The following is a 17,131-nucleotide window of genomic DNA, read 5'->3' as shown; positions in this document are numbered from 1 at the left end:
TCCCGCGCCAGCCGGCGGGCGATGGCCGCCCCAATCCCACGGCTGCCGCCAGTCACCAGAGCCGTCCTGTTCTCGAGCATCATCGTGCCTCCATTTCTGTAGTGAGCGCTACAGACGTGGCGGCTTGAGTCCGGCGTTCAAGGGTTTATGTATTGACTGCTACAGATTTGAGGTCCGGATGGCGCGAGGCCGCCCGCGAAGCTTCGACAGGGACGCCGCCCTCCGGCGGGCGATGGAGCTCTTCTGGGCCCGGGGCTACGAGCACGCCTCGGTGGCGGCCCTGGGCGAGGCGATGGGCCTGTCGCCGCCCAGCCTGTACGCGGCGTTCGGGAGCAAGGAGCAGTTGTTCCGCGAGGCCTGCGACCTCTACGGCGACGTCGAGGGCGACATCTGGCTGGCCATGGACGCGCCCAACGCCCTGGAGGCGGTGGCGCAGTTCCTGGAGCGGACCGCGCGCAGCTTCACCCGGCCCGACAAGCCGCGGGGCTGCATGATTGTGCTGGGCGGCCTGCACGCCGATGCCGAGGAGCCGAGCGTCGCCGAAGAGATGCGGGCGCGCCGCGCAACCTCCTTCGACCAGCTGAAGGCCCGCTTCGACCGCGCCGTGTCCGAAGGGGACCTCGCCGAGGGGGTCGATACCGCGGCGATGGCGCGCTTCTACGTCGCCGTCCAGAACGGAATGGCGATCCAGGCGCGCGACGGCGCGGACTACGACGCCCTCATGCAGGTGGCGCGTGGCGCGCTGCTGGCCTGGCCCGAGCTTACGAAGCCCCGGCCGCGTAGGCCTTCATGAACCGGCGGGCGGCCTCGGAGGCGATGCGTTCCACGGCCGCCTCGTTCAGCGGCCGATCGACGCCCAGCAGGGCGGCGGTCTGATACGAGCCGATCACCATTCCGGCGAAGAACTCGGCGGCCTCCATCGGATCGGGGCAGGCGACCCGGCCCGCCTTGGTCTCCATGTCCAGGAATTCGGCCAGTCGCAGGCGGCTGGTGCGCGGGCCCGCCTCCCAGACCGCGCGGCCAAGCTCCGGCGCGTCTGCGGCGCCCAGGATCGCCATCCGCAGGAAGGCGCGCGAGCGGTCGCTGAGCAGCTTGTCCAGCAGGACGCGGGCGAAGCCCCTCAGGGCCTGCTCGGGGTCCGCCACGCCCTCTTCGGTCTCGAGTGGCGCCACCATCTCGTGGACGCGCCGGGCCGTCAGCGCCTTCACGAGCTCGGCCTTGGAGCCGTAGTGGTTATAGATCGTCTGCTTCGACACGCCGGCGCGGCGGGCGATCTCCTCGATGGGCGCCGAGATGCCCCGCTCCACGAAGACGCCCAGGGCCGCGTCCAGAATGGCCTCGCTCTTGGCGACGTCGATCTGTCCGATGACGCGGGCCATCAGTGACCGCCTCCGGCCTCGCCAGCCATCGGCTTGCCGCCCTTGGCGAAGAGCGCCAGCACGGCCGCGATCCAGCAGCCCAGCGCCAGCACCCCGAAGGCGTCGCCGAAGGCCAGGGTCTGGGCCTGGCGGTGCATCATCATCGACAGCGCCTTGCGCGCGCCGCCCTCGGGATCGGCCATGCCCCGCTCGGTCATCATCTGGGTCAGGCCGTCGAACAGGCTGGCCGTCGGCGCATGAGCGCTGGAGGCCGCGGCGGCGATGTCGGCGTAGTGCACGGCGCCCTGGTGGCTGAGGATGGTGGACAGCACGGCCAAGCCTATAGCGCCGGCGACGTTGCGGATCAGGTTAATCAGCCCGGAGGCGTCCTTCATCATCGTCACCGGCAGGCTGGCGACCGCCATCTGCTGGGCGGCGATCATGGCGATCATCGAGCCCACGCCGCGCACGATCTGCAGCACCAGGAACTCGTTGAAGCCCCACTCGTCCGTGACCCGCACGCCCTGCTGGATGCCCCAGGCGCAGAGCGCGAACCCGAAGACCATCGAGATGCGCGCGTCCACCATCCGCACCACCCGGCCGGCCAGCGGCGCGCTCAGGAACATGGTGAGGCCCGAGACCAGCATCACCGTGCCGACGTCCGAGGATGAGAACTGGCGGATCTGGCCCAGGAAGATCGGCAGCAGGAAGGTCCCGCCGAACAGGCTGGCGCCGGAGATGAAGGTCATCACGATACCCAGGCTGAAGTTGCGGTCGCGGAACGGCTTCAGCGAGACGATCGGCTGCCAGTAGGTGAGCTGGCGCCAGATGAACACGACGCCGGTCAGCACGGCGGTGACCGCCAGCCACAGGATCAGGTCGTCCTCGAACCAGCCCTCGCTGTTCCCTTCTTCCAGCACGTACTGCATCGACAGCAGGAAGACGGTCATGAGGCCCAGGCCCCACCAGTCGATGCCCTTCGAGAGGCTGGGGTCGCCGCGGTCGAAGTGGGCGTAGCGCCAGACCAGGAACACGACGAGGGCGCCCACCGGCACGTTGATGAAGAACAGCCAGCGCCAGTCCAGCTGGTCGGTGAGGTGGCCGCCCAGCGTGGGGCCCACCGTGGGCGCCAGGGTCACGATCAGGCCGACGATGACGTTCGCGGTGATCCGCCGCTCGGGCGGAAAGATGGTCATGGCCGTGGCGAAGATCGGCGGGATCATCGCGCCGGCGAACACGCCCTGCAGCGCGCGGAAGAAGATCATCATGCCGACCGAGGACGAGAGGCCGACCAACACCGAGGTGATCACGAAGCCGACGCAGGCCACGACGTAGAACGGCCGCGTGCCCCACATCTTCGTCAGGTACGCGGTCAGCGGCATGATCACCACCTCGGCCAGGAGGTAGATGGTCTGCACCCAGCTGATCTCGTCGCTGGTGGCGCCGATGCCCGACTGGATCTGGGTGAGCGAGCTGGCGACGATCTGGATGTCCAGCATGGCCATGAACTGGCCGATGACCATGCCGCCAAAGCCCAGGAAGACCTTCGTCCAGTCCACGTGCTCGCCGCCCGCGCCCAACTGGATCGGGTGGGCGGCCTTGGCCGCCTGGCTGTCCGGATGGAGGACGGCGTCGCTCATCGCGCGCGGCTAGCGCGAGGCGCCCTGCTGGGCGTAGCGGGTCGGCAGCTGCCCGGCCTCCGCGAAGCTGGGTCCGGTGTCCTCGGTCACGTCGACCTTCACCTTGAGCGACAGACCGGGACGCAGGGCGCCGGCCAGCGGCTGGCGGCGGTCGACGGCGATCTTGACGGGCAGGCGCTGGGCGATCTTGGTGAAGTTGCCGACGGCGTTTTCCACCGGGATCAGGGCGAACTCCGCGCCCGTGGCCGGGGCGAAGGAATCGACCCGCCCCTTGATCACCTCCTTGCCGAAGGCGTCGGCGCGGATCTCCACCGGCTGGCCGATGCGCAGGCGGGAAACCTGAGTCTCCTTGAAGTTGGCGACCACATAGGCGTCGCCCAGCGGCACCAGGCTCATCAGCGCCACGCCGGGCCGCACGTACTGGCCGGCGCGGACGCCCTTCGCGCCCACCACGCCGGCGGTCGGCGCCCGGACCTCGGTGCGGGAGAGGTCGATGCGGGCCTGCTCGACGGCGGCGCGCGCCGCTGCGACCTGGGCGACGCTCTGGGCGCGGGCCGAGCCCAGCGAGGCGGCGGCGCGGCGCTCGGCCTCCAGGGCGGCGGCCGCCTGGTCGACGGCGGCGGTGGCCTGCTGCTGCGCGGCGCGGGCGGACTGGGCCCGCTGGGTCGAGACCCAGCCCGCCTGGGCGAGCTGGCCATAGCGGTTGAGCTCGGCGGCGGCGAGGCCGGCCTCGGCGCGAGCGGCGTTCACGGCCGCGGCCTTCTGGGCGATCATCGCCTGCTCGAGCCTGACCTTGTCGTCCACCTGCTGGACGGCGGCCTCGAGCGCCTGGGCGTTCGCCTCGGCCTGGGCGAGCCGCGCCTTGATCGTCGCGGGGTCGATCCGGACCAGGACCTGGCCTGGGCGAACCGGTTCGTTGTCGCCCACCAGCACCTCGGCCACGTAGCCGTCCACCAGAGGGGCGATGGTGACGGTGTCGGCCTGGACGAAGGCGTTGTCCGTGGTCTCGTACCGCTGCTTGTCGATCCACCAGACCCCGCCGCCGATCGCGACGGCCAGCGCCGCGGCCCCGCCGGCGGCCAATGTCACCACACGCTTCTTCGGCAGCCCCGGCATGACGCGAACCTTGAAAATCCCAAAATTGGACTGACGGGTCCAATCCAGCACCGAGATAGGCCTCCCGCCGACGGGGGACAAGGCAAAAATGGACGTCGGCGTCCAACTTTCGCGCGCATCTGGCGGCCGGCGGCGCGGTGGCGTAACGGTCGCGCATGAGCGGACTTGCGGAAGAGCTGCAGGCGGACGTCATCGTGGCCGGCGCCGGGATGGCGGGCGCGACCCTGGCCGTGGCGCTGCGCCGGGGCGGGCTGAAGCCGGTCCTGATCGATCCGGTGGCGTTCGACGCCCAGCTGGCGCCCACCTTCGACGGGCGCGCCTCGGCCATCGCCTACGCCGCCTACCGCCAGTGGCGCGCGCTGGGCTTGGCCGACGCCCTAGACCCGCACGCCCAGCGCATCGAGCAGATCCTGGTCACCGACGGCCGGACGCCGGGCGCGGCCGCGGGCGCCCAGACCCCGTTCATCCTGCGCTTCGATTCCGACGAGATCGCCGACCGCTCCGAGGGTGAGCCGCTGGGCTACCTGCTGGAGAACCGACACATCCGCGCCGCCTTGGGCGAAGCCGTCCGCGCCGAAGGGATCGAGGTCCTGGCGCCCGCCCGCGTGGCTGCCTGCGAGTTCGGTCCTCGGGCGGCGCGCGTGAGCCTGGCCGACGGACGGGTGCTGAGCGTTCCGGTGGTCGTCGGCGCCGAGGGGCGCGGCTCGGTCGTGCGCGAGGCGGCCGGCATCGGCGTGGTCGGCTGGCCCTACGCCCAGACGGGCGTGGTCGCCACGGTCCGCATGGAGCGCCCGCACGAGGGCGTTGCGCACGAGTACTTCCTGCCTGGCGGCCCCTTCGCCATCCTGCCCCTGACGGACAATCGGGCGAGCCTGGTCTGGACCGAGAGCGACGTCCGAGGCGCGGCGCTGAAGTCGGCCCGGCCCGAGGTCTTCCAGGCGCACCTGGAGCGGCGGTTCGGCGAATTCCTGGGCGGGATCGCCGTGGAGGGCCCGATCTTCACCTATCCGCTCAGCCTGCAGCTGGCCGAGCGGTTCTCGGGTCCGCGCGTGGCCCTGCTGGGCGACGCGGCGCACGGGGTGCATCCGATCGCCGGCCAGGGACTGAACCTGGGGCTGAAGGGCGCCGCCGCCCTGGCCGAGGTGCTGGTGGACGCCGCCCGCCTGGGCGAGGACATCGGCTCTGAGGCGGTCCTCGAGCGCTACGCCGCCTGGCGGCGCTTCGACACGGTCACCCTGTCGGCGGGCATGGACGCCTTCGTGCGGCTGTTCTCGAACGACAATCCGCTGGTGCGGCTGGTCCGCGGCGTGGGCATGGCCGCGGTGAACCGTGTCGCCCCCGCGCGCCGGTTCTTCATGCAGGAGGCCGGCGGCGCCGTCGGCGACCTGCCCCGGCTGCTGCGGGGCGAGGCGCTCTAGCTATTCGCCCTCGCCCAGCTCGCGGGCTTCCTCGGGCAGCATGATGGGCACGCCGTCGCGCACCGGATACGCGAGGCGCGCCTGGCGGCTGATCAGCTCGGCCTTGTCGCGGTCGTACTCCAGGACGCCGCGCGTCACCGGACAGACCAGGATCTCCAGGAGGCGCGGGTCGACGTCGACTTCGAGGGCGGGCAGGTCTTCCATGCGCGACCCCTCTACTGCACCTGATGGCGGTCGTCATCCGGCTCGCTGGCGTCGATCTCGAGCAGCGCAGTGAGAGTGTCGAAGCGGTCCATCAGGTCGGGCGCCTCCAAGAGGGCCTGCTTCTCGGCGGGCTCGAACGGCAGGCCCATGCAGAGGCTGTTGACCAGGGCCTCCAGCGGGGCGGTGCTGGCGGTCTCCCAGTCGATGTCCAGCTCGCGCCGGTTCAGGTACCGCTTCAGCGCGCCGGCGAACCGGTTGCGCGCCTCGGTCGGCGCCTCGCGCTCCTCGTCGCGGGCGAGGTCGCCCTCGAACCGGTCGTACCTGGCGCGAAGCTGGCGGTACGGCGTGCGCAGGATCAGCTCCTCGCCCGCGTCGAAGCGGCAGATCCCCGAGAGGGTGATCAGATAGCGCCCGTCCGAGGTCTCGGCGTAGCTGGTGATCCGGCCGGCGCAGCCGACGCTTTGCAGGATGGGCCGCGTGCGGTCGCCGCCCGGCTTGGTCTGGATCATCCCGATGACCCGGTCGCCGGCCATGGCGTCGTCGATCATGTTGAGGTAGCGCGGCTCGAAGATCTGCAGCGGCAGGTCGCCGCCGGGCAGCAGGAGGGCGCCGTCCAGCGGGAAGATCGGGATGACCTGCGGGAGGTCGGCGAGCTTGCGGTAGGGGGCCATGCCGGCCTCCGTTCTCAACTGAACAGCAGCGCCGAGAGCTTGCGCCGGCCCTGCTTGGCGACCTCGGACATCGGCCCCGCCGCCTCGAAGATGGTCAGCAACTGCTTTCGCGCGGCCTCGTCGTTCCAGGCGCGGTCGCGGCGCACGATCTCGAGCAACTCGTCGACCGCCTCCATCATCTGGCCCTGGCCGGCGAGCGCCTTGGCGAGCTCGAACCGGGCCTCGTGGTCGTCGGCGTCGGCCGCCAGGCGGCGCTCGAACTCGGCGGTCTCGGAGGGCGCCTCCTCGGCGAGCGCAAGGGCCGCGCGCACGCCGTCCAGGTCGGGGTCCTTGGCGCCTTCGGGCGCCATGGCCAGCACCTCGCGGGCGCGCTCCAGATCGCCGGCCTGCTGGTAGAGCCGGGCGAGGCCGCCCAGCGCCTTCAGGTTCTGCGGCTCGGCCTGCAGGATCTGGGCGTAGGCCTGGGCCGCGCCGCCCAGGTCGCCCAGTTCGAGGGACTCCTTCGCCATCTCAAGCATCTGGTCGATGGGCGAGCCGCCGCCGCCCTGCTTGGCCAGGCGATCGACGAACTGCTTCACCTGGCTTTCGGGCAGGGCGCCCATGAAGCCGTCCACCGGGCGGCCGTCCACGAAGGCGAACACCGCCGGGATCGACTGGACCCGCAGCTGGCCTGCGAAGGCCGGATTCCGGTCGATGTCGATCTTCACGAGCTTCACCGCGCCCTTGGCGGCGGTCACGGCCTTCTCCAGCGCCGGGCCCAGCTGGCGGCAAGGGCCGCACCAGGTGGCCCAGAAGTCCACGATCACCGGCGTGGTCTTCGACGCCTCGATGACGTCGGCGACGAAGCTGGCGTCGGTCCCGTCCTTGATGATGTCGGCCTTGTTGACGCCGCCGGCCGCCGCGCCGGTCTCCCCGATCAGGGTCATGACCTGAAGTTCCCTTGTCCCACTTGCGCTCGCAAAGAACGCTTCGCCCGAAAGATGGTCGCAAGCCTGGCCGGCTTCAACGCGAAGCCGTCAGGCGTTCTCCACCACGGCCATGGCCTCGAAGTCCACCACCATCGGCGCGACCCCGATCGCCGACAGGAAGCGCCGGAAGGCGTCGCCGCTGACCGTGGTTGTGGCGGTGTTGGTCAGCGGGTGGAAGTTGACGAGCTCGGCCTCGGCGAGCGTCCGGTCCAGCACGAAGCGGACGCGGCGGCGCCTGTCGTTGATCAGGGCGAAGGCGGTGACCGAGCCCGGCGTCACGCCCAGGGTCTCCTCCATCAGCGCCGCGTTGCCGAACGACAGGCGGGCCGAGCCGATCACATGGTGCAGGCGCTTCAGGTCGATCACCGCGTGGCCCTCGGCCGAGATCAGCCAGAGCTGGTCCTTGGCGTCCTTCAGGAACAGGTTCTTGGTGTGCGCGCCCGGAATCCGCGCCTTGATCTCCTCGCCCTCCTCGACCCGGAAGACCGCCGGGTGCTCGTGGGTGGCATGCTGGACCCCGATCTCGTCGAAAAAGGCCAGCAAGTCGTCTTTCGTCTTCATGGCCGCTGCATACCGAAACTGGACGGGAAGGCGAGGGGGGCTTTAAGGGTCCCCCATGGAACTCGAGTGCTACCCCACATCGCGCCACCCGCCGGAACTGGTCCCCGGGCGGCCCGACCGCGCCTGGATGGACCGCTTCGCGGCCCGGCACCCCTACCGCTGCCTGCCGCTGTCGATGGCCAACACCTCGGGGTGGGAGCTGCTCTCGCCGGTGGCGTTCACGGCCGAGTGGAACGGCGGGGTCCACCAGCAGGACATCACGCTTCGGCCCGACCACCCGCACCCGGACTTCCACACGCTGGCGTCCAGCCACTTCAGCCACGGCGTTCTGACCTTCCACTCGGGGTACCTGTTCCGCACCCCGCCCGGCTGGTCGATGTGGGTGATGGGGCCGCCGAACCACGTGAAGGACGGCATCCAGCCGCTGGCCGGCGTCGTCGAGACCGACTGGCTGCCGTTCCCCTTCACGATGAACTGGATCTTCACCCGCCCGGGCAAGGTGCGCTTCGAAAAGGGCGAGCCGTTCTGCTTCATCACCCTGCTGCAGGATCACCCGCTGCACGAGATCCAGCCGGTCATCCGGCGCATGGATACGAACCCGGAGCTGCGCCACCAGTACGACGTCTGGGAACGGCATCGGTCCGAGTTCAACCAGAAGATCTTCCGCGGCGACCCCGAGGCCACCAAGGAGGCCTGGCAGCGCTACTACTTCAAGGGCGAGTTCCCCGAGGAGGTGGCGCCCGCGCCGCAGGGCCACGTCAACAAGCGCCGGCTGAAGACGCCGAAATTCGGCGGATGAAATTCCTCCATTTCGGGCGCTTGCAAACCGAAAAGCCCTCTGCCATAAGGCCCGCCTCGCAATTGGAGGCCGGTCACGACCTCCGCGGAGCGCGGGCGTAGCTCAGGGGTAGAGCACAACCTTGCCAAGGTTGGGGTCGGGCGTTCGAATCGCCTCGCCCGCTCCATTTTTCCAAGTGATCTCGACGGCTGACCGTCCCCCTCCGGGGCCGGACTTCCGTGCGTCCGCCGTTCAGGCGTAGAGGGCGCTGACCTCGGCGGCGGCGGCCTTCAGCCGCTCGCGCAGGCTGGCGGGCTCCAGCACCTCAATCCGTGGTCCCAGCCGGAGCAGCTCCCAGACCGCCTGGGTCTCGGACTCGATCGGGATCTCGACCTCGCGCCAGCCGGCGGCGTCCGGCGGTGCGGCCCGCTGCACGGCCGACGCCGCGGCCTGGCTGGCGCGGGCCAGCACGCGCAGCGCCTCAGGACTGGCGCGCACCGTCGCCGTCAGAGCCTGCATGCGCGCCTCGTAGCCGTCGCGGAACTTGGCCCAGTAGGCGGCGAGATCGAAGTCAGCGGCCGGTGAGGCGGGCTCGCCCACCTCGAAATCCAGGATGCTGGCCACCCGATACGTCCTGGGCGCGCCGTCGACCGCGGCCACGAGGTACCAGAGACCCGCCTTCAGCACGAGGCCGAGGGGCGCGACTTCGCGCTCCACCACCGCCTTCCAGCTGTCGTAGCGCAGCCTGACAGTCCGGCCGCTCCAGACCGCGAGCGCAAGCTCGGGCAGGATCCGGTGCTCGTCGGGCGCCTGGAACCAGCTGACCGGGTCCAGGTGGAAACGCTGGGCCACCCGTTCGGCGTCGTCGCGGGCTGCTTCGGGCAGGGCGGCCATCAGCTTCAGCCGGGTGCGCGCCAGGGCCTCGCCAAGGCCGAGCTGGGCGGCCGCGCCCGGCAGGCCCGCCAGCAGCAGCGCCTCGGCCTCGGGACGGTCCAGCCCCGTCAGGCGGGTGCGATAGCCGTCCAGCAGGGCGAAGCCGCCGTTGCGGCCCTTCTCGGCGTAGACCGGCACGCCCGCCGCCGAGAGCTCGTCGATGTCGCGGTAGATGGTGCGGACCGACACCTCGAACTGTTCGGCCAGCGCCTTGGCGGTCACCCGGCCGCGCGCCTGCAGGGTCAGGAGGATGGAGAGGAGCCGGCTGGCGAGCATTTCCGATCCTGTCCCAAGAAAGCTGACATTCGGTGTCAGCTATACTGCGCCAGAACCTTGCCGACGCAAAACGGCGGAGGTGGGAATGCAGCCCGATCGAAGGATGGTGACCGGCGCGCTTGCGGCCGTGGCGGCCTGGCCGGGAGGCGCGCAGGCCGCGGCGCGGCGGGCCGGTGCGGCGGGGTTCGACTTCCTGCACGGCGACTGGACGGTGCGCCACCGCAAGCTCGCCAAGCGGCTGGCCGGCAGCAACACCTGGTTCGGCTTCGACGGCACGCTCTCAGTGCGCCCGATCCTGGGCGGCCTGGGCAACGTCGACGACAACGTCCTGGAGGATCCGCAGGGCCGATATCTGGCCACCTCGCTGCGGCTGTTCGATCCCAAGGCGGGCGTCTGGACCATCTGGTGGCTCGACGGCCGCAACCCGGCGGTGGAGAGGCCGGTCGTGGGCGTCTTCCTGGGCCGCAAGGGCGCGTTCTTCGCCGAGGAGACCTGGGAAGGTCGGCCGATCCGGGTGCGCTTCACCTACGAGGACCAGGGACCGCGACGCGCCCAGTGGACCCAGGCCTTCTCGGCGGACGGCGGGGCCCGCTTCGAGACCAACTGGATCATGGATTTCACGCGCAAGACGGAGAGCCGGACATGAGCGGCGCAAGCGATTTCGACTTCCTGCACGGCGACTGGGACGTGTCGCACCGCCGGCTGAAGCGGCGGCTCGTCGGCGAGACCGCGTGGGAGGACTTCGCCGGGACCTGCCGCGTTCGGCCGATCCTGGGTGGGCTCGGCAATTTCGACGAGAACGTCATCGATCTGCCGTCCGGCCGATACGAAGCCTGCACGCTTCGGCTGTTCAACGCCGGCCGCTGGTCCATCCACTGGATCGACGGCCGCGACCCCAAGCTCGACCCGGCGATGCAAGGCGCCTTCGAGAGCGGCGTCGGGCGCTTCTTTTCGGACGAGACGTTCGAGGGCCGCCCCGTGAAAGTCCGCTTCCTCTGGCACGAGATCACGCCGCGCTCCGCGACCTGGGAGCAGGCCATGTCGGCGGACGGCGGCGCCAGCTGGGAAACCAACTGGACGATGCGTTTCGCGAGGCGGTCGTGAAGGGGCTGGTGATCGCCATGAGCCTGCTTGCGACCGCCGCCCAGGCGCAGGTGCTGGAAATCCGGCAGTACAAGATCATCCCCGGCCAGCGCGACGCCTTCGCCGCGTTCTTCGACCGCGAGTTCGTCGAGACGCAGGAGGTCCACGGCATGCGCCTGGTGGGGCAGTTCCGCGACCTGGACGATCCGAACCGCTTCACCTGGCTGCGGCAGTTCGAGAGCGCCGAGGCCCGCGCGCCGGCGCTGGCGGCCTTCTATGGCGGACCGGTGTGGAAGACCAAGCGCGGCGAGGCCAACCCGTACCTGGAGGACAACGACAACGTCCTCTACCTGCGGCCGGCGGGCCCTGGCCGAGGGTTCGGGCCGCCCGGGCCGCGGTCGGGCCGGACGGGGCTGGTCACTGCGCACGTGCTCTACCTCTGGAAGGCGCCGGACGAGGGCTTCGCGGCCTTCTTCGACGCCGAAGTGCGGCCTCGCCTGGAGGCGGCCGGCCTGCCCGTGCTGGGCCAGTTCACGCCCGAGCCGTCGCCAAACGGGTTTCCGGCGCTGCCGGTGCGCCAGGGCGAGAAGGTGTTCGTCTGGTTCACCCGCACCGACGACGCCCAGGCCTACGACGCCGCGCAGCGGAAGCTCTCGGCCGACCCGGCCTGGGCCGCCGTGAAGGCCAGGCTGGAAGACGCCCAGGAGCGCGCGGCGCAGGTGCTGCGGCTGGCCCCCACCTCGCGCTCGGCGCTGCGCTAGGCCGGCTGCGTCGCCTGCATGGAGGGCCGGGCGTTGAAGGCCTCAGCGAAGGCGGCGAGCCGCGATCGGCCGTTGCGCCATCCGAGGTCGGCGAAGCGGAAGTCCAGGTAGGAGAGGGCGCAGGCGAGCGCGATGTCGCCGATCTGCGGCGCGCGGGCGCTGGGCGTGAAGCCCGCCTCGAACGTGTCGAGCGCCCGCTCGATCTTGCCGATCTGGCCGGCGTCCCACTCGGCCCAGCGAAGGGCTTCGGGTCGCAGGGCGCGTTCGTAGCGGGCCAGCAGTGCGGCGTCCATCAGGCCGTCGGCGGCGGCCTGGTCGCGCAGCGCGGGCCAGCGTGCGGCCCCGGCCGGTACGAGGCGGCCGCCGGACAGCTCGTCCAGGTAGTCCACGATCACCCGGCTGTCGAAGAGGGCGGCGCCGTCGTCCAGCAGCAGGGTAGGCACCTTGGTCAGCGGATTGGCGGCGCTGACCTCCGGGTTCACGCTGACCGGGCTCACGGTGACGGAAACGATCTCGATGCGGTCGATGAGGCCGGCCTCGTGCGCGGCCACGGCCACCTTGCGGGCGTAGGGCGAGGCCCCGGAGGAGAGCAGCTTCATGGCCGCCAGATAAGCCTGGCCGCAGGCGCGCGCAAACCCTCCGGCGGCGAGCGCCGGAGGGCCGCATCTTCACGTCTGCGCCGGTATCAGCGCGGAACGGGGTACTGGATGCGCGGCCGCAGGTTGTCGATCACCTGGCGGGCGTCGAAGGCGCGCGGGTCGTCGGTCGGCTTGGCGCCGCGGCCCATGACGATCTCGGCGGTGGCCTCGTAACGATCCACCGTGCGGACGTCGACGCGGTTGGCCCAGAAGGGGTCGCCCCAGAAGGGGTCCCAGGTGCGCCAGCCGAAGCCGCGGCCGTAGTAGCGCCATGACGGGCGCCAGTAGCCGTAGGTCGGGCCGTACCAGGGCCGGTAGAACGGATCCGGCTCCACATAGGTGCGCGTCTGGCGGTCGGTGGCGCGGTCGACGATGGAGAACCAGTCAAAGCCGTTCTGTACCGTCAGCTCCGCGGCGCGGAACAGCAGGTAGCCTTCCACCGTCTCACGCGAGGTCAGGGTGTTGCCCTGGAAGTGGACCCGGAAGCGGTTCTGCTCCAGCTGCATCTCGGAATAGCCGCCGGAAGCGGCCTGGCCCGGAATATTCGGCTGGTATGGCGTGGGGGTCGCGCAGGCGGCCAATCCGGCCGCCAAAGCCAGACCCACGGCGAAAGCGGCTGATCTCTTAGACATTTGCCTTGCTCGAACTCGAACGTCCCTCGGGATTGAGATGTAAAGGGCTGAACCCGTTGCGGCAATTGTGGTTGCGCCGCCGATCATTTGCCGCGCGTGCGCGGAATTCAGGTGTGCGTGAGCGCGACGGATCCTCCCCGACGACTACAGCCGAGCTTGGCGCCTATTCGGAGCCGGGGGAACCGTGCGCTTGCGGCCGCGCGTTACGCTCTCGACAGCGGCCTTGGAGAGCGCCGATGCACGTGGAGTCCACGGCGATCCACGAGATCGACTACGACGCCGAGCGGTCGAAGCTCCTCGTCCGCTTCGAGAGCGGCGAGCGGTACGTCTATGTCGGCGTGCCGGGCGAGGTGCACCGCTCGTTCCTGGAAGCCGACTCCAAGGGCCGGTTCTTCCAGGCCGAGATCCGCGACCGCTATCCCTACAACCGGCTCGATAACTAGCCCTTGTAGTGCTCGCCGTCAGGAAGCTCCGGCAGCGGCTGGCCGCGGCGGCGGTCCCGGTTGGCCATCACCCGCAGGCGCAGCGCATTCAGCTTGATGAAGCCTTCGGCGTCGCGGTGGTCGTAGGCGACGGCGCCTTCCTCGAAGGTGACCAGCTCCTGGTCATAGAGCGAGTAGGGCGAGGTGCGGCCGATGACGGTCACGTTGCCCTTGTAGAGCTTCACTCGCACCTGGCCCGCCACCGGCTCCTGGCTCTTGTCGATGGCCGCCTGCAGCATCTCTCGCTCGGCCGAGAACCAGAAGCCGTTGTAGATCAGCCCGGCGTACTTGGGCATCAGCTCGTCCTTGAGGTGCATAGCGCCCCGGTCCAGCGTGATGCTCTCGATGCCGCGGTGGGCGGCGAGCAGGATCGTGCCGCCCGGCGTCTCGTAGACGCCGCGCGACTTCATGCCGACGAAGCGGTTCTCGACCAGGTCGAGGCGACCGACGCCATTGTCATGGCCTAGCTCGTTCAGGCGGGCCAGAAGGGCGGCCGGCGACAGCTTCTGACCGTCGATCGCGACCGCGTCGCCCTTCTCGAAATCGATGGTGAAGACGGTCGGCTTGTCGGGCGCGTCCTCAGGCGCGATCGTCCGCATGTGCACGAACTCAGGGGCCTCGACGGCGGGGTCTTCCAGCACTTTGCCTTCCGACGAGGAGTGCAGCAGGTTGGCGTCGACGCTGAACGGGCTCTCGCCGCGCTTGTCCTTGCTGATCGGGATCTGGTGCTTCTCGGCGAAGTCGATCAGGGCTTCGCGGCTGCGGAAGTCCCATTCTCGCCAGGGGGCGATCACCCGGATGTCCGGCTCCAGGGCGTAGTAGCCGAGCTCGAACCGGACCTGATCGTTCCCCTTGCCGGTCGCGCCGTGGCAGACGGCGTCGGCGCCCACCTGGCGGGCGATTTCGATCTGGCGCTTGGCGATCAGCGGCCGCGCGATCGAGGTGCCCAGCAGGTACTGGCCTTCATAGACCGTGTTGGCGCGGAACATCGGGAAGACGAAGTCCCGGACGAACTCCTCGCGCAGGTCGTCGATGAAGATGTTCTCGGGCTTGATGCCCAGCATCAGCGCCTTCTCGCGCGCCGGACCCAGCTCCTCGCCCTGGCCCAGGTCGGCGGTGAAGGTCACGACCTCGGCGCCGTACTCGGTCTGCAGCCACTTCAGGATGATCGAGGTGTCGAGGCCGCCGGAGTAGGCGAGCACGACCTTCTTGACGGGCTTCTTGTCGGCCATCGAGGCGGAGACCTTGCGGAATGAGGTGCGGAAGGGACGCGCGCCTTTAAGGGCAGGCGGGCCGGCGGTTCAAGGCTTGAGTGCGCCTTCGGCCTCGAGGGTCTGCGACGCGGCGCGGATCCAGGCGTAGTGGGCGAGCACGAACAGGGGCGCGGTGACGGCCCGCGCCAGGAAGGCCAGCAGCACCCGGTCGGGGGCAAGGCCCGGGTCGCGGGCGATGGCGGAGAGCGCCAGGCCAGCCAAAAGTGGGACGCCGATGGCGAGCACGAGCGCCGCGACCCGGCCGCCGCGCAGCCGGCTGAAGCCCCAGGGCATCGGCACGCGCGCGTCGGCGGAAAGGCGCCGCCAGAACCGCTGCGCGCCCGAGGCGATCATGGCCATGGCCACGATCCACAGGGCGTCGCCCAGGACCGAGAGCAGGCTCACCGACACTAGACGGTCACCTGGGTGCCCAGCTCGACCACGCGGCCGGGCGGGATCTTGTAGAAGTCGGTCGGGTTGGCGGCGTTCTTCATCAGGAAGATGAACAGCCGGTCCTGCCAGAGCGGCATGCCCGACTGCGCGGACGGGACCACCGACCGGCGGCCGAGGAAGAAGCTGGTGGCCATGATGTCGAACTTCAGCCCGGCCTTGCGGCACAGCCCCAGCGCCTTGGGCACGTTGGGGCTCTCCATGAAGCCGTAGGTGATGATCACCTTCTTGAAGTCCTCGTTCAGCGGCTCGATCCGGATGCGGTCGGCTTCCTTCACGCGCGGCGTCTCGGCGGTCTGGACCGTCAGGATGATGTTCTTCTCGTGCAGCACCTTGTTGTGCTTGAGGTTGTGCATCAGCGCGACGGGCGCGGTGTCGGGGTCGGAGGTCAGGAAGATCGCCGTGCCGGGCGCCCGGTGCGGGGCGCGGGCTTTCAGGATGTCGGCCAGCTCGGCCATCGAGACGCTGTCGCGGCGGGTCTTGTCGGTGAGGATGCGGGCCCCGCGCGTCCAGGTCCACATGATCAGCACCAGGGCCGCGCCCAGGACCAGCGGGGCCCAGGCGCCCTGCGGGATCTTCAGCAGGTTCGCGCTTACGAACACCACGTCGATGACGCCGAAGAAGCCGGCGCCCAGGGCCGCCTGCCAGAGCGGGCGCTTCCATAGGTGGCGGATGATCACGAAGAACAGCAGGGTGTCGACGAGCATCGCGCCCGTCACGGCGATGCCATAGGCGGCGGTCAGGTTGTCCGACGTCTGGAACAGGGCGACGAGGCCGAGCACCCCCAGCAGCAGCATGATGTTGACCTGCGGCACGAAGATCTGGCCGGCCTGGGTCTCGCTGGTGCGACGGATGTCGATGCGCGGCAGGAGTCCCAGCGACACCGCTTGTTGCGTCACTGAGAAGGCGCCCGTGATCACCGCCTGGCTGGCGATGATGGTGCCGGCAGTGGCCAGCAGCAGCACCGGCCAGTAGACCTGCTCGGGCACCATCTCGAAGAACGGGTTGGTCCGCGCTTCGGGGTGGGCCAGCACCAGAGCGCCCTGACCGAAGTAGTTCAGCAGCAGGCACGGCAGCACGAGGTACAGCCAGGCAGCGCGCAGCGGGCCCTTCCCGAAATGCCCCATGTCGGCATACAGCGCCTCGGCGCCGGTCACCGCCAGGAAGACGCCCCCCAGGATCAGGAAGCCCAGGACGCCGTTGTCCAGCAGCATCAGGACGCCGTAGTGCGGCAGCAGGCCCCGTACGATCGAGGGGTCGTCGAAGATGTGGTAGGCGCCCAGCGCGCCGAGCGTCAGGAACCAGGCGACGGTGATCGGGCCGAAGAACTTGCCGACGCTGGCGGTCCCCTTGGACTGCACCATGAAGAGTGCGACCAGAATGCCGACCGATATGGGCAGCACGTAGGGCGCGAGCGCCTCGCCGACCCCCGGGGCGATTTTCAGGCCTTCGACCGCGCTGACCACCGACACCGCCGGCGTCAGCACGCCGTCGCCGTAGAACAGCGCCGCGCCGATCACGCCCAGGAAGAAGACGCCGGCCGACCTGTGCCCCTTGAGCAGCCGCTGCGCGAGCGCCATGAGGGCCAGGGTGCCACCTTCGCCCTTGTTGTCCGCCCGCATCAGGAAGACGACGTACTTGATCGTGACGATGAGGATCAGCGCCCAGGTGATCAGCGACACGACGCCCAAGACCGTTCGTTCGTCCGCGCCGCCGCTGGCCGTGTTGGCGAGCGCCACTCGCATGGCGTAGAGCGGGCTCGTGCCGATGTCGCCGAACACGACGCCGACGGACGCCACCGCCAGCGCCAGAAAACCTTCTTTGGGCGCGTGATGCGTCCCCTCCGCCCCGTTGGGAGCGCCGGCCGGATCAGCCATCCACAGTCTCCGGGAACCGAACTTAGAAGTGT

20 protein-coding genes and 1 tRNA gene are annotated in these 17,131 nt (G+C 70.0%); 8 read left to right on the top strand and 13 right to left on the bottom strand.

All coding sequences use genetic code 11. The annotated features are described in order from the left end of the window. Positions 1–232: 232 nt before the first annotated feature. Positions 233–793 (top strand): TetR/AcrR family transcriptional regulator, encoded by a 561-nt coding sequence (locus RIF93_RS03460; RefSeq protein ID WP_309088483.1) that lies wholly within the window; start codon positions 233–235, stop codon positions 791–793. Here the strand turns inward: RIF93_RS03460 and RIF93_RS03455 are convergent. Genes RIF93_RS03455 through RIF93_RS03445 form a run of 3 tightly spaced genes read right to left on the bottom strand, consistent with a single transcriptional unit; the run spans position 762 to position 4,114 of the window. Continuing rightward, complete coding sequence (locus tag RIF93_RS03455; protein WP_309088481.1) at positions 762–1,379, bottom strand: TetR/AcrR family transcriptional regulator; 618 nt, start codon at positions 1,377–1,379, stop codon at positions 762–764. The two genes, RIF93_RS03460 and RIF93_RS03455, sit on opposite strands and share 32 nt — an antisense overlap. Beyond that, positions 1,379–2,998, bottom strand: coding sequence for a DHA2 family efflux MFS transporter permease subunit (locus RIF93_RS03450; protein WP_309088479.1), 1,620 nt, complete (start codon positions 2,996–2,998; stop codon positions 1,379–1,381). The genes RIF93_RS03455 and RIF93_RS03450 overlap by 1 nt, the downstream gene beginning before the upstream one ends. Positions 2,999–3,007: 9 nt before the next feature. Continuing rightward, positions 3,008–4,114, bottom strand: coding sequence for an HlyD family secretion protein (locus tag RIF93_RS03445; RefSeq protein ID WP_309088477.1), 1,107 nt, complete (start codon positions 4,112–4,114; stop codon positions 3,008–3,010). A 155-nt stretch (positions 4,115–4,269) separates the two neighbouring features. On the opposite strand from RIF93_RS03445, the gene RIF93_RS03440 reads away from it, so the two are divergent. Next, the gene (locus tag RIF93_RS03440) at positions 4,270–5,532 is read left to right on the top strand and encodes a UbiH/UbiF/VisC/COQ6 family ubiquinone biosynthesis hydroxylase (protein WP_309088475.1); all 1,263 of its coding nucleotides are present in this window, start codon (positions 4,270–4,272) and stop codon (positions 5,530–5,532) included. Here the strand turns inward: RIF93_RS03440 and RIF93_RS03435 are convergent, their stop codons facing one another. The 4 genes from RIF93_RS03435 to RIF93_RS03420 form a co-directional block, all read right to left on the bottom strand. Then, positions 5,533–5,736, bottom strand: a complete 204-nt coding sequence (locus RIF93_RS03435; protein WP_309088474.1) for a Trm112 family protein — start codon at positions 5,734–5,736, stop codon at positions 5,533–5,535. An 11-nt stretch (positions 5,737–5,747) separates the two neighbouring features. After that, the gene (locus RIF93_RS03430; RefSeq protein WP_309088471.1) at positions 5,748–6,407 is read right to left on the bottom strand and encodes an LON peptidase substrate-binding domain-containing protein; all 660 of its coding nucleotides are present in this window, start codon (positions 6,405–6,407) and stop codon (positions 5,748–5,750) included. Positions 6,408–6,421: 14 nt separating this feature from the next. Further along, positions 6,422–7,333 (bottom strand): co-chaperone YbbN, encoded by a 912-nt coding sequence (locus tag RIF93_RS03425; protein ID WP_309088469.1) that lies wholly within the window; start codon positions 7,331–7,333, stop codon positions 6,422–6,424. A 90-nt stretch (positions 7,334–7,423) separates the two neighbouring features. Continuing rightward, the gene (locus RIF93_RS03420; protein WP_309088467.1) at positions 7,424–7,936 is read right to left on the bottom strand and encodes a YbaK/EbsC family protein; all 513 of its coding nucleotides are present in this window, start codon (positions 7,934–7,936) and stop codon (positions 7,424–7,426) included. Between the two features lie 55 nt (positions 7,937–7,991). Here RIF93_RS03420 and RIF93_RS03415 point away from each other — a divergent pair, with 55 nt between their 5' ends. Together RIF93_RS03415 and RIF93_RS03410 are read left to right on the top strand one after the other, a co-directional pair. Beyond that, positions 7,992–8,735, top strand: coding sequence for a DUF6065 family protein (locus RIF93_RS03415; protein WP_309088465.1), 744 nt, complete (start codon positions 7,992–7,994; stop codon positions 8,733–8,735). Positions 8,736–8,826: 91 nt separating this feature from the next. After that, positions 8,827–8,901, top strand: a tRNA-Gly gene (locus RIF93_RS03410). 65 nt (positions 8,902–8,966) lie between these two features. Here the strand turns inward: RIF93_RS03410 and RIF93_RS03405 are convergent. Next, on the bottom strand, positions 8,967–9,923 hold the full coding sequence (locus tag RIF93_RS03405) for a YafY family protein (protein WP_309088463.1): 957 nt from the start codon (positions 9,921–9,923) through the stop codon (positions 8,967–8,969). Positions 9,924–10,008: 85 nt separating this feature from the next. On the opposite strand from RIF93_RS03405, the gene RIF93_RS03400 reads away from it, so the two are divergent. Genes RIF93_RS03400 through RIF93_RS03390 form a run of 3 tightly spaced genes read left to right on the top strand, consistent with a single transcriptional unit; the run spans position 10,009 to position 11,767 of the window. Further along, entirely contained in the window at positions 10,009–10,569 is a 561-nt protein-coding gene (locus tag RIF93_RS03400) for a DUF1579 domain-containing protein (RefSeq protein ID WP_309088461.1), read from the top strand. Further along, positions 10,566–11,027: a DUF1579 domain-containing protein gene (locus tag RIF93_RS03395; protein ID WP_309088460.1), complete on the top strand. Its 462-nt coding sequence runs from the start codon at positions 10,566–10,568 to the stop codon at positions 11,025–11,027. The genes RIF93_RS03400 and RIF93_RS03395 overlap by 4 nt, the downstream gene beginning before the upstream one ends. Positions 11,028–11,044: 17 nt before the next feature. After that, a complete protein-coding gene (locus RIF93_RS03390; RefSeq protein ID WP_309088459.1) occupies positions 11,045–11,767 on the top strand; it encodes an NIPSNAP family protein in 723 nt (240 codons plus the stop codon). On the opposite strand, the gene RIF93_RS03385 is transcribed toward RIF93_RS03390, so the two are convergent. Beyond that, positions 11,764–12,366 carry a glutathione S-transferase family protein gene (locus RIF93_RS03385; protein ID WP_309088457.1) on the bottom strand — a complete coding sequence of 201 codons (603 nt, stop codon included), beginning with the start codon at positions 12,364–12,366 and terminating at the stop codon, positions 11,764–11,766. The two genes, RIF93_RS03390 and RIF93_RS03385, sit on opposite strands and share 4 nt — an antisense overlap. A gap of 86 nt (positions 12,367–12,452) precedes the next feature. Continuing rightward, on the bottom strand, positions 12,453–13,037 hold the full coding sequence (locus tag RIF93_RS03380; protein WP_309088455.1) for a hypothetical protein: 585 nt from the start codon (positions 13,035–13,037) through the stop codon (positions 12,453–12,455). A gap of 236 nt (positions 13,038–13,273) precedes the next feature. Between RIF93_RS03380 and RIF93_RS03375 the strand changes: the two genes are divergently transcribed. Then, complete coding sequence (locus tag RIF93_RS03375; RefSeq protein WP_309088453.1) at positions 13,274–13,480, top strand: KTSC domain-containing protein; 207 nt, start codon at positions 13,274–13,276, stop codon at positions 13,478–13,480. Here the strand turns inward: RIF93_RS03375 and RIF93_RS03370 are convergent. The 3 genes from RIF93_RS03370 to RIF93_RS03360 all read right to left on the bottom strand — a co-directional run bounded on the left by RIF93_RS03370 (position 13,477) and on the right by RIF93_RS03360 (position 17,099). After that, positions 13,477–14,751, bottom strand: a complete 1,275-nt coding sequence (locus tag RIF93_RS03370; protein ID WP_309088451.1) for an argininosuccinate synthase — start codon at positions 14,749–14,751, stop codon at positions 13,477–13,479. The two genes, RIF93_RS03375 and RIF93_RS03370, sit on opposite strands and share 4 nt — an antisense overlap. 69 nt (positions 14,752–14,820) lie before the next feature. Continuing rightward, positions 14,821–15,177, bottom strand: a complete 357-nt coding sequence (locus RIF93_RS03365) for a hypothetical protein (RefSeq protein WP_309088449.1) — start codon at positions 15,175–15,177, stop codon at positions 14,821–14,823. A 5-nt stretch (positions 15,178–15,182) separates the two neighbouring features. Continuing rightward, positions 15,183–17,099: a potassium transporter Kup gene (locus RIF93_RS03360; protein WP_309088448.1), complete on the bottom strand. Its 1,917-nt coding sequence runs from the start codon at positions 17,097–17,099 to the stop codon at positions 15,183–15,185. Between the last annotated feature and the right edge of the window lie 32 nt (positions 17,100–17,131).

Origin of the sequence: Phenylobacterium sp. (genome assembly GCF_031181185.1) — a bacterium.
Lineage (GTDB): Bacteria > Pseudomonadota > Alphaproteobacteria > Caulobacterales > Caulobacteraceae > Phenylobacterium.
Note: the sequence above shows the minus strand (reverse complement) of the source record. Positions and strands in the feature narration are given on the sequence as shown.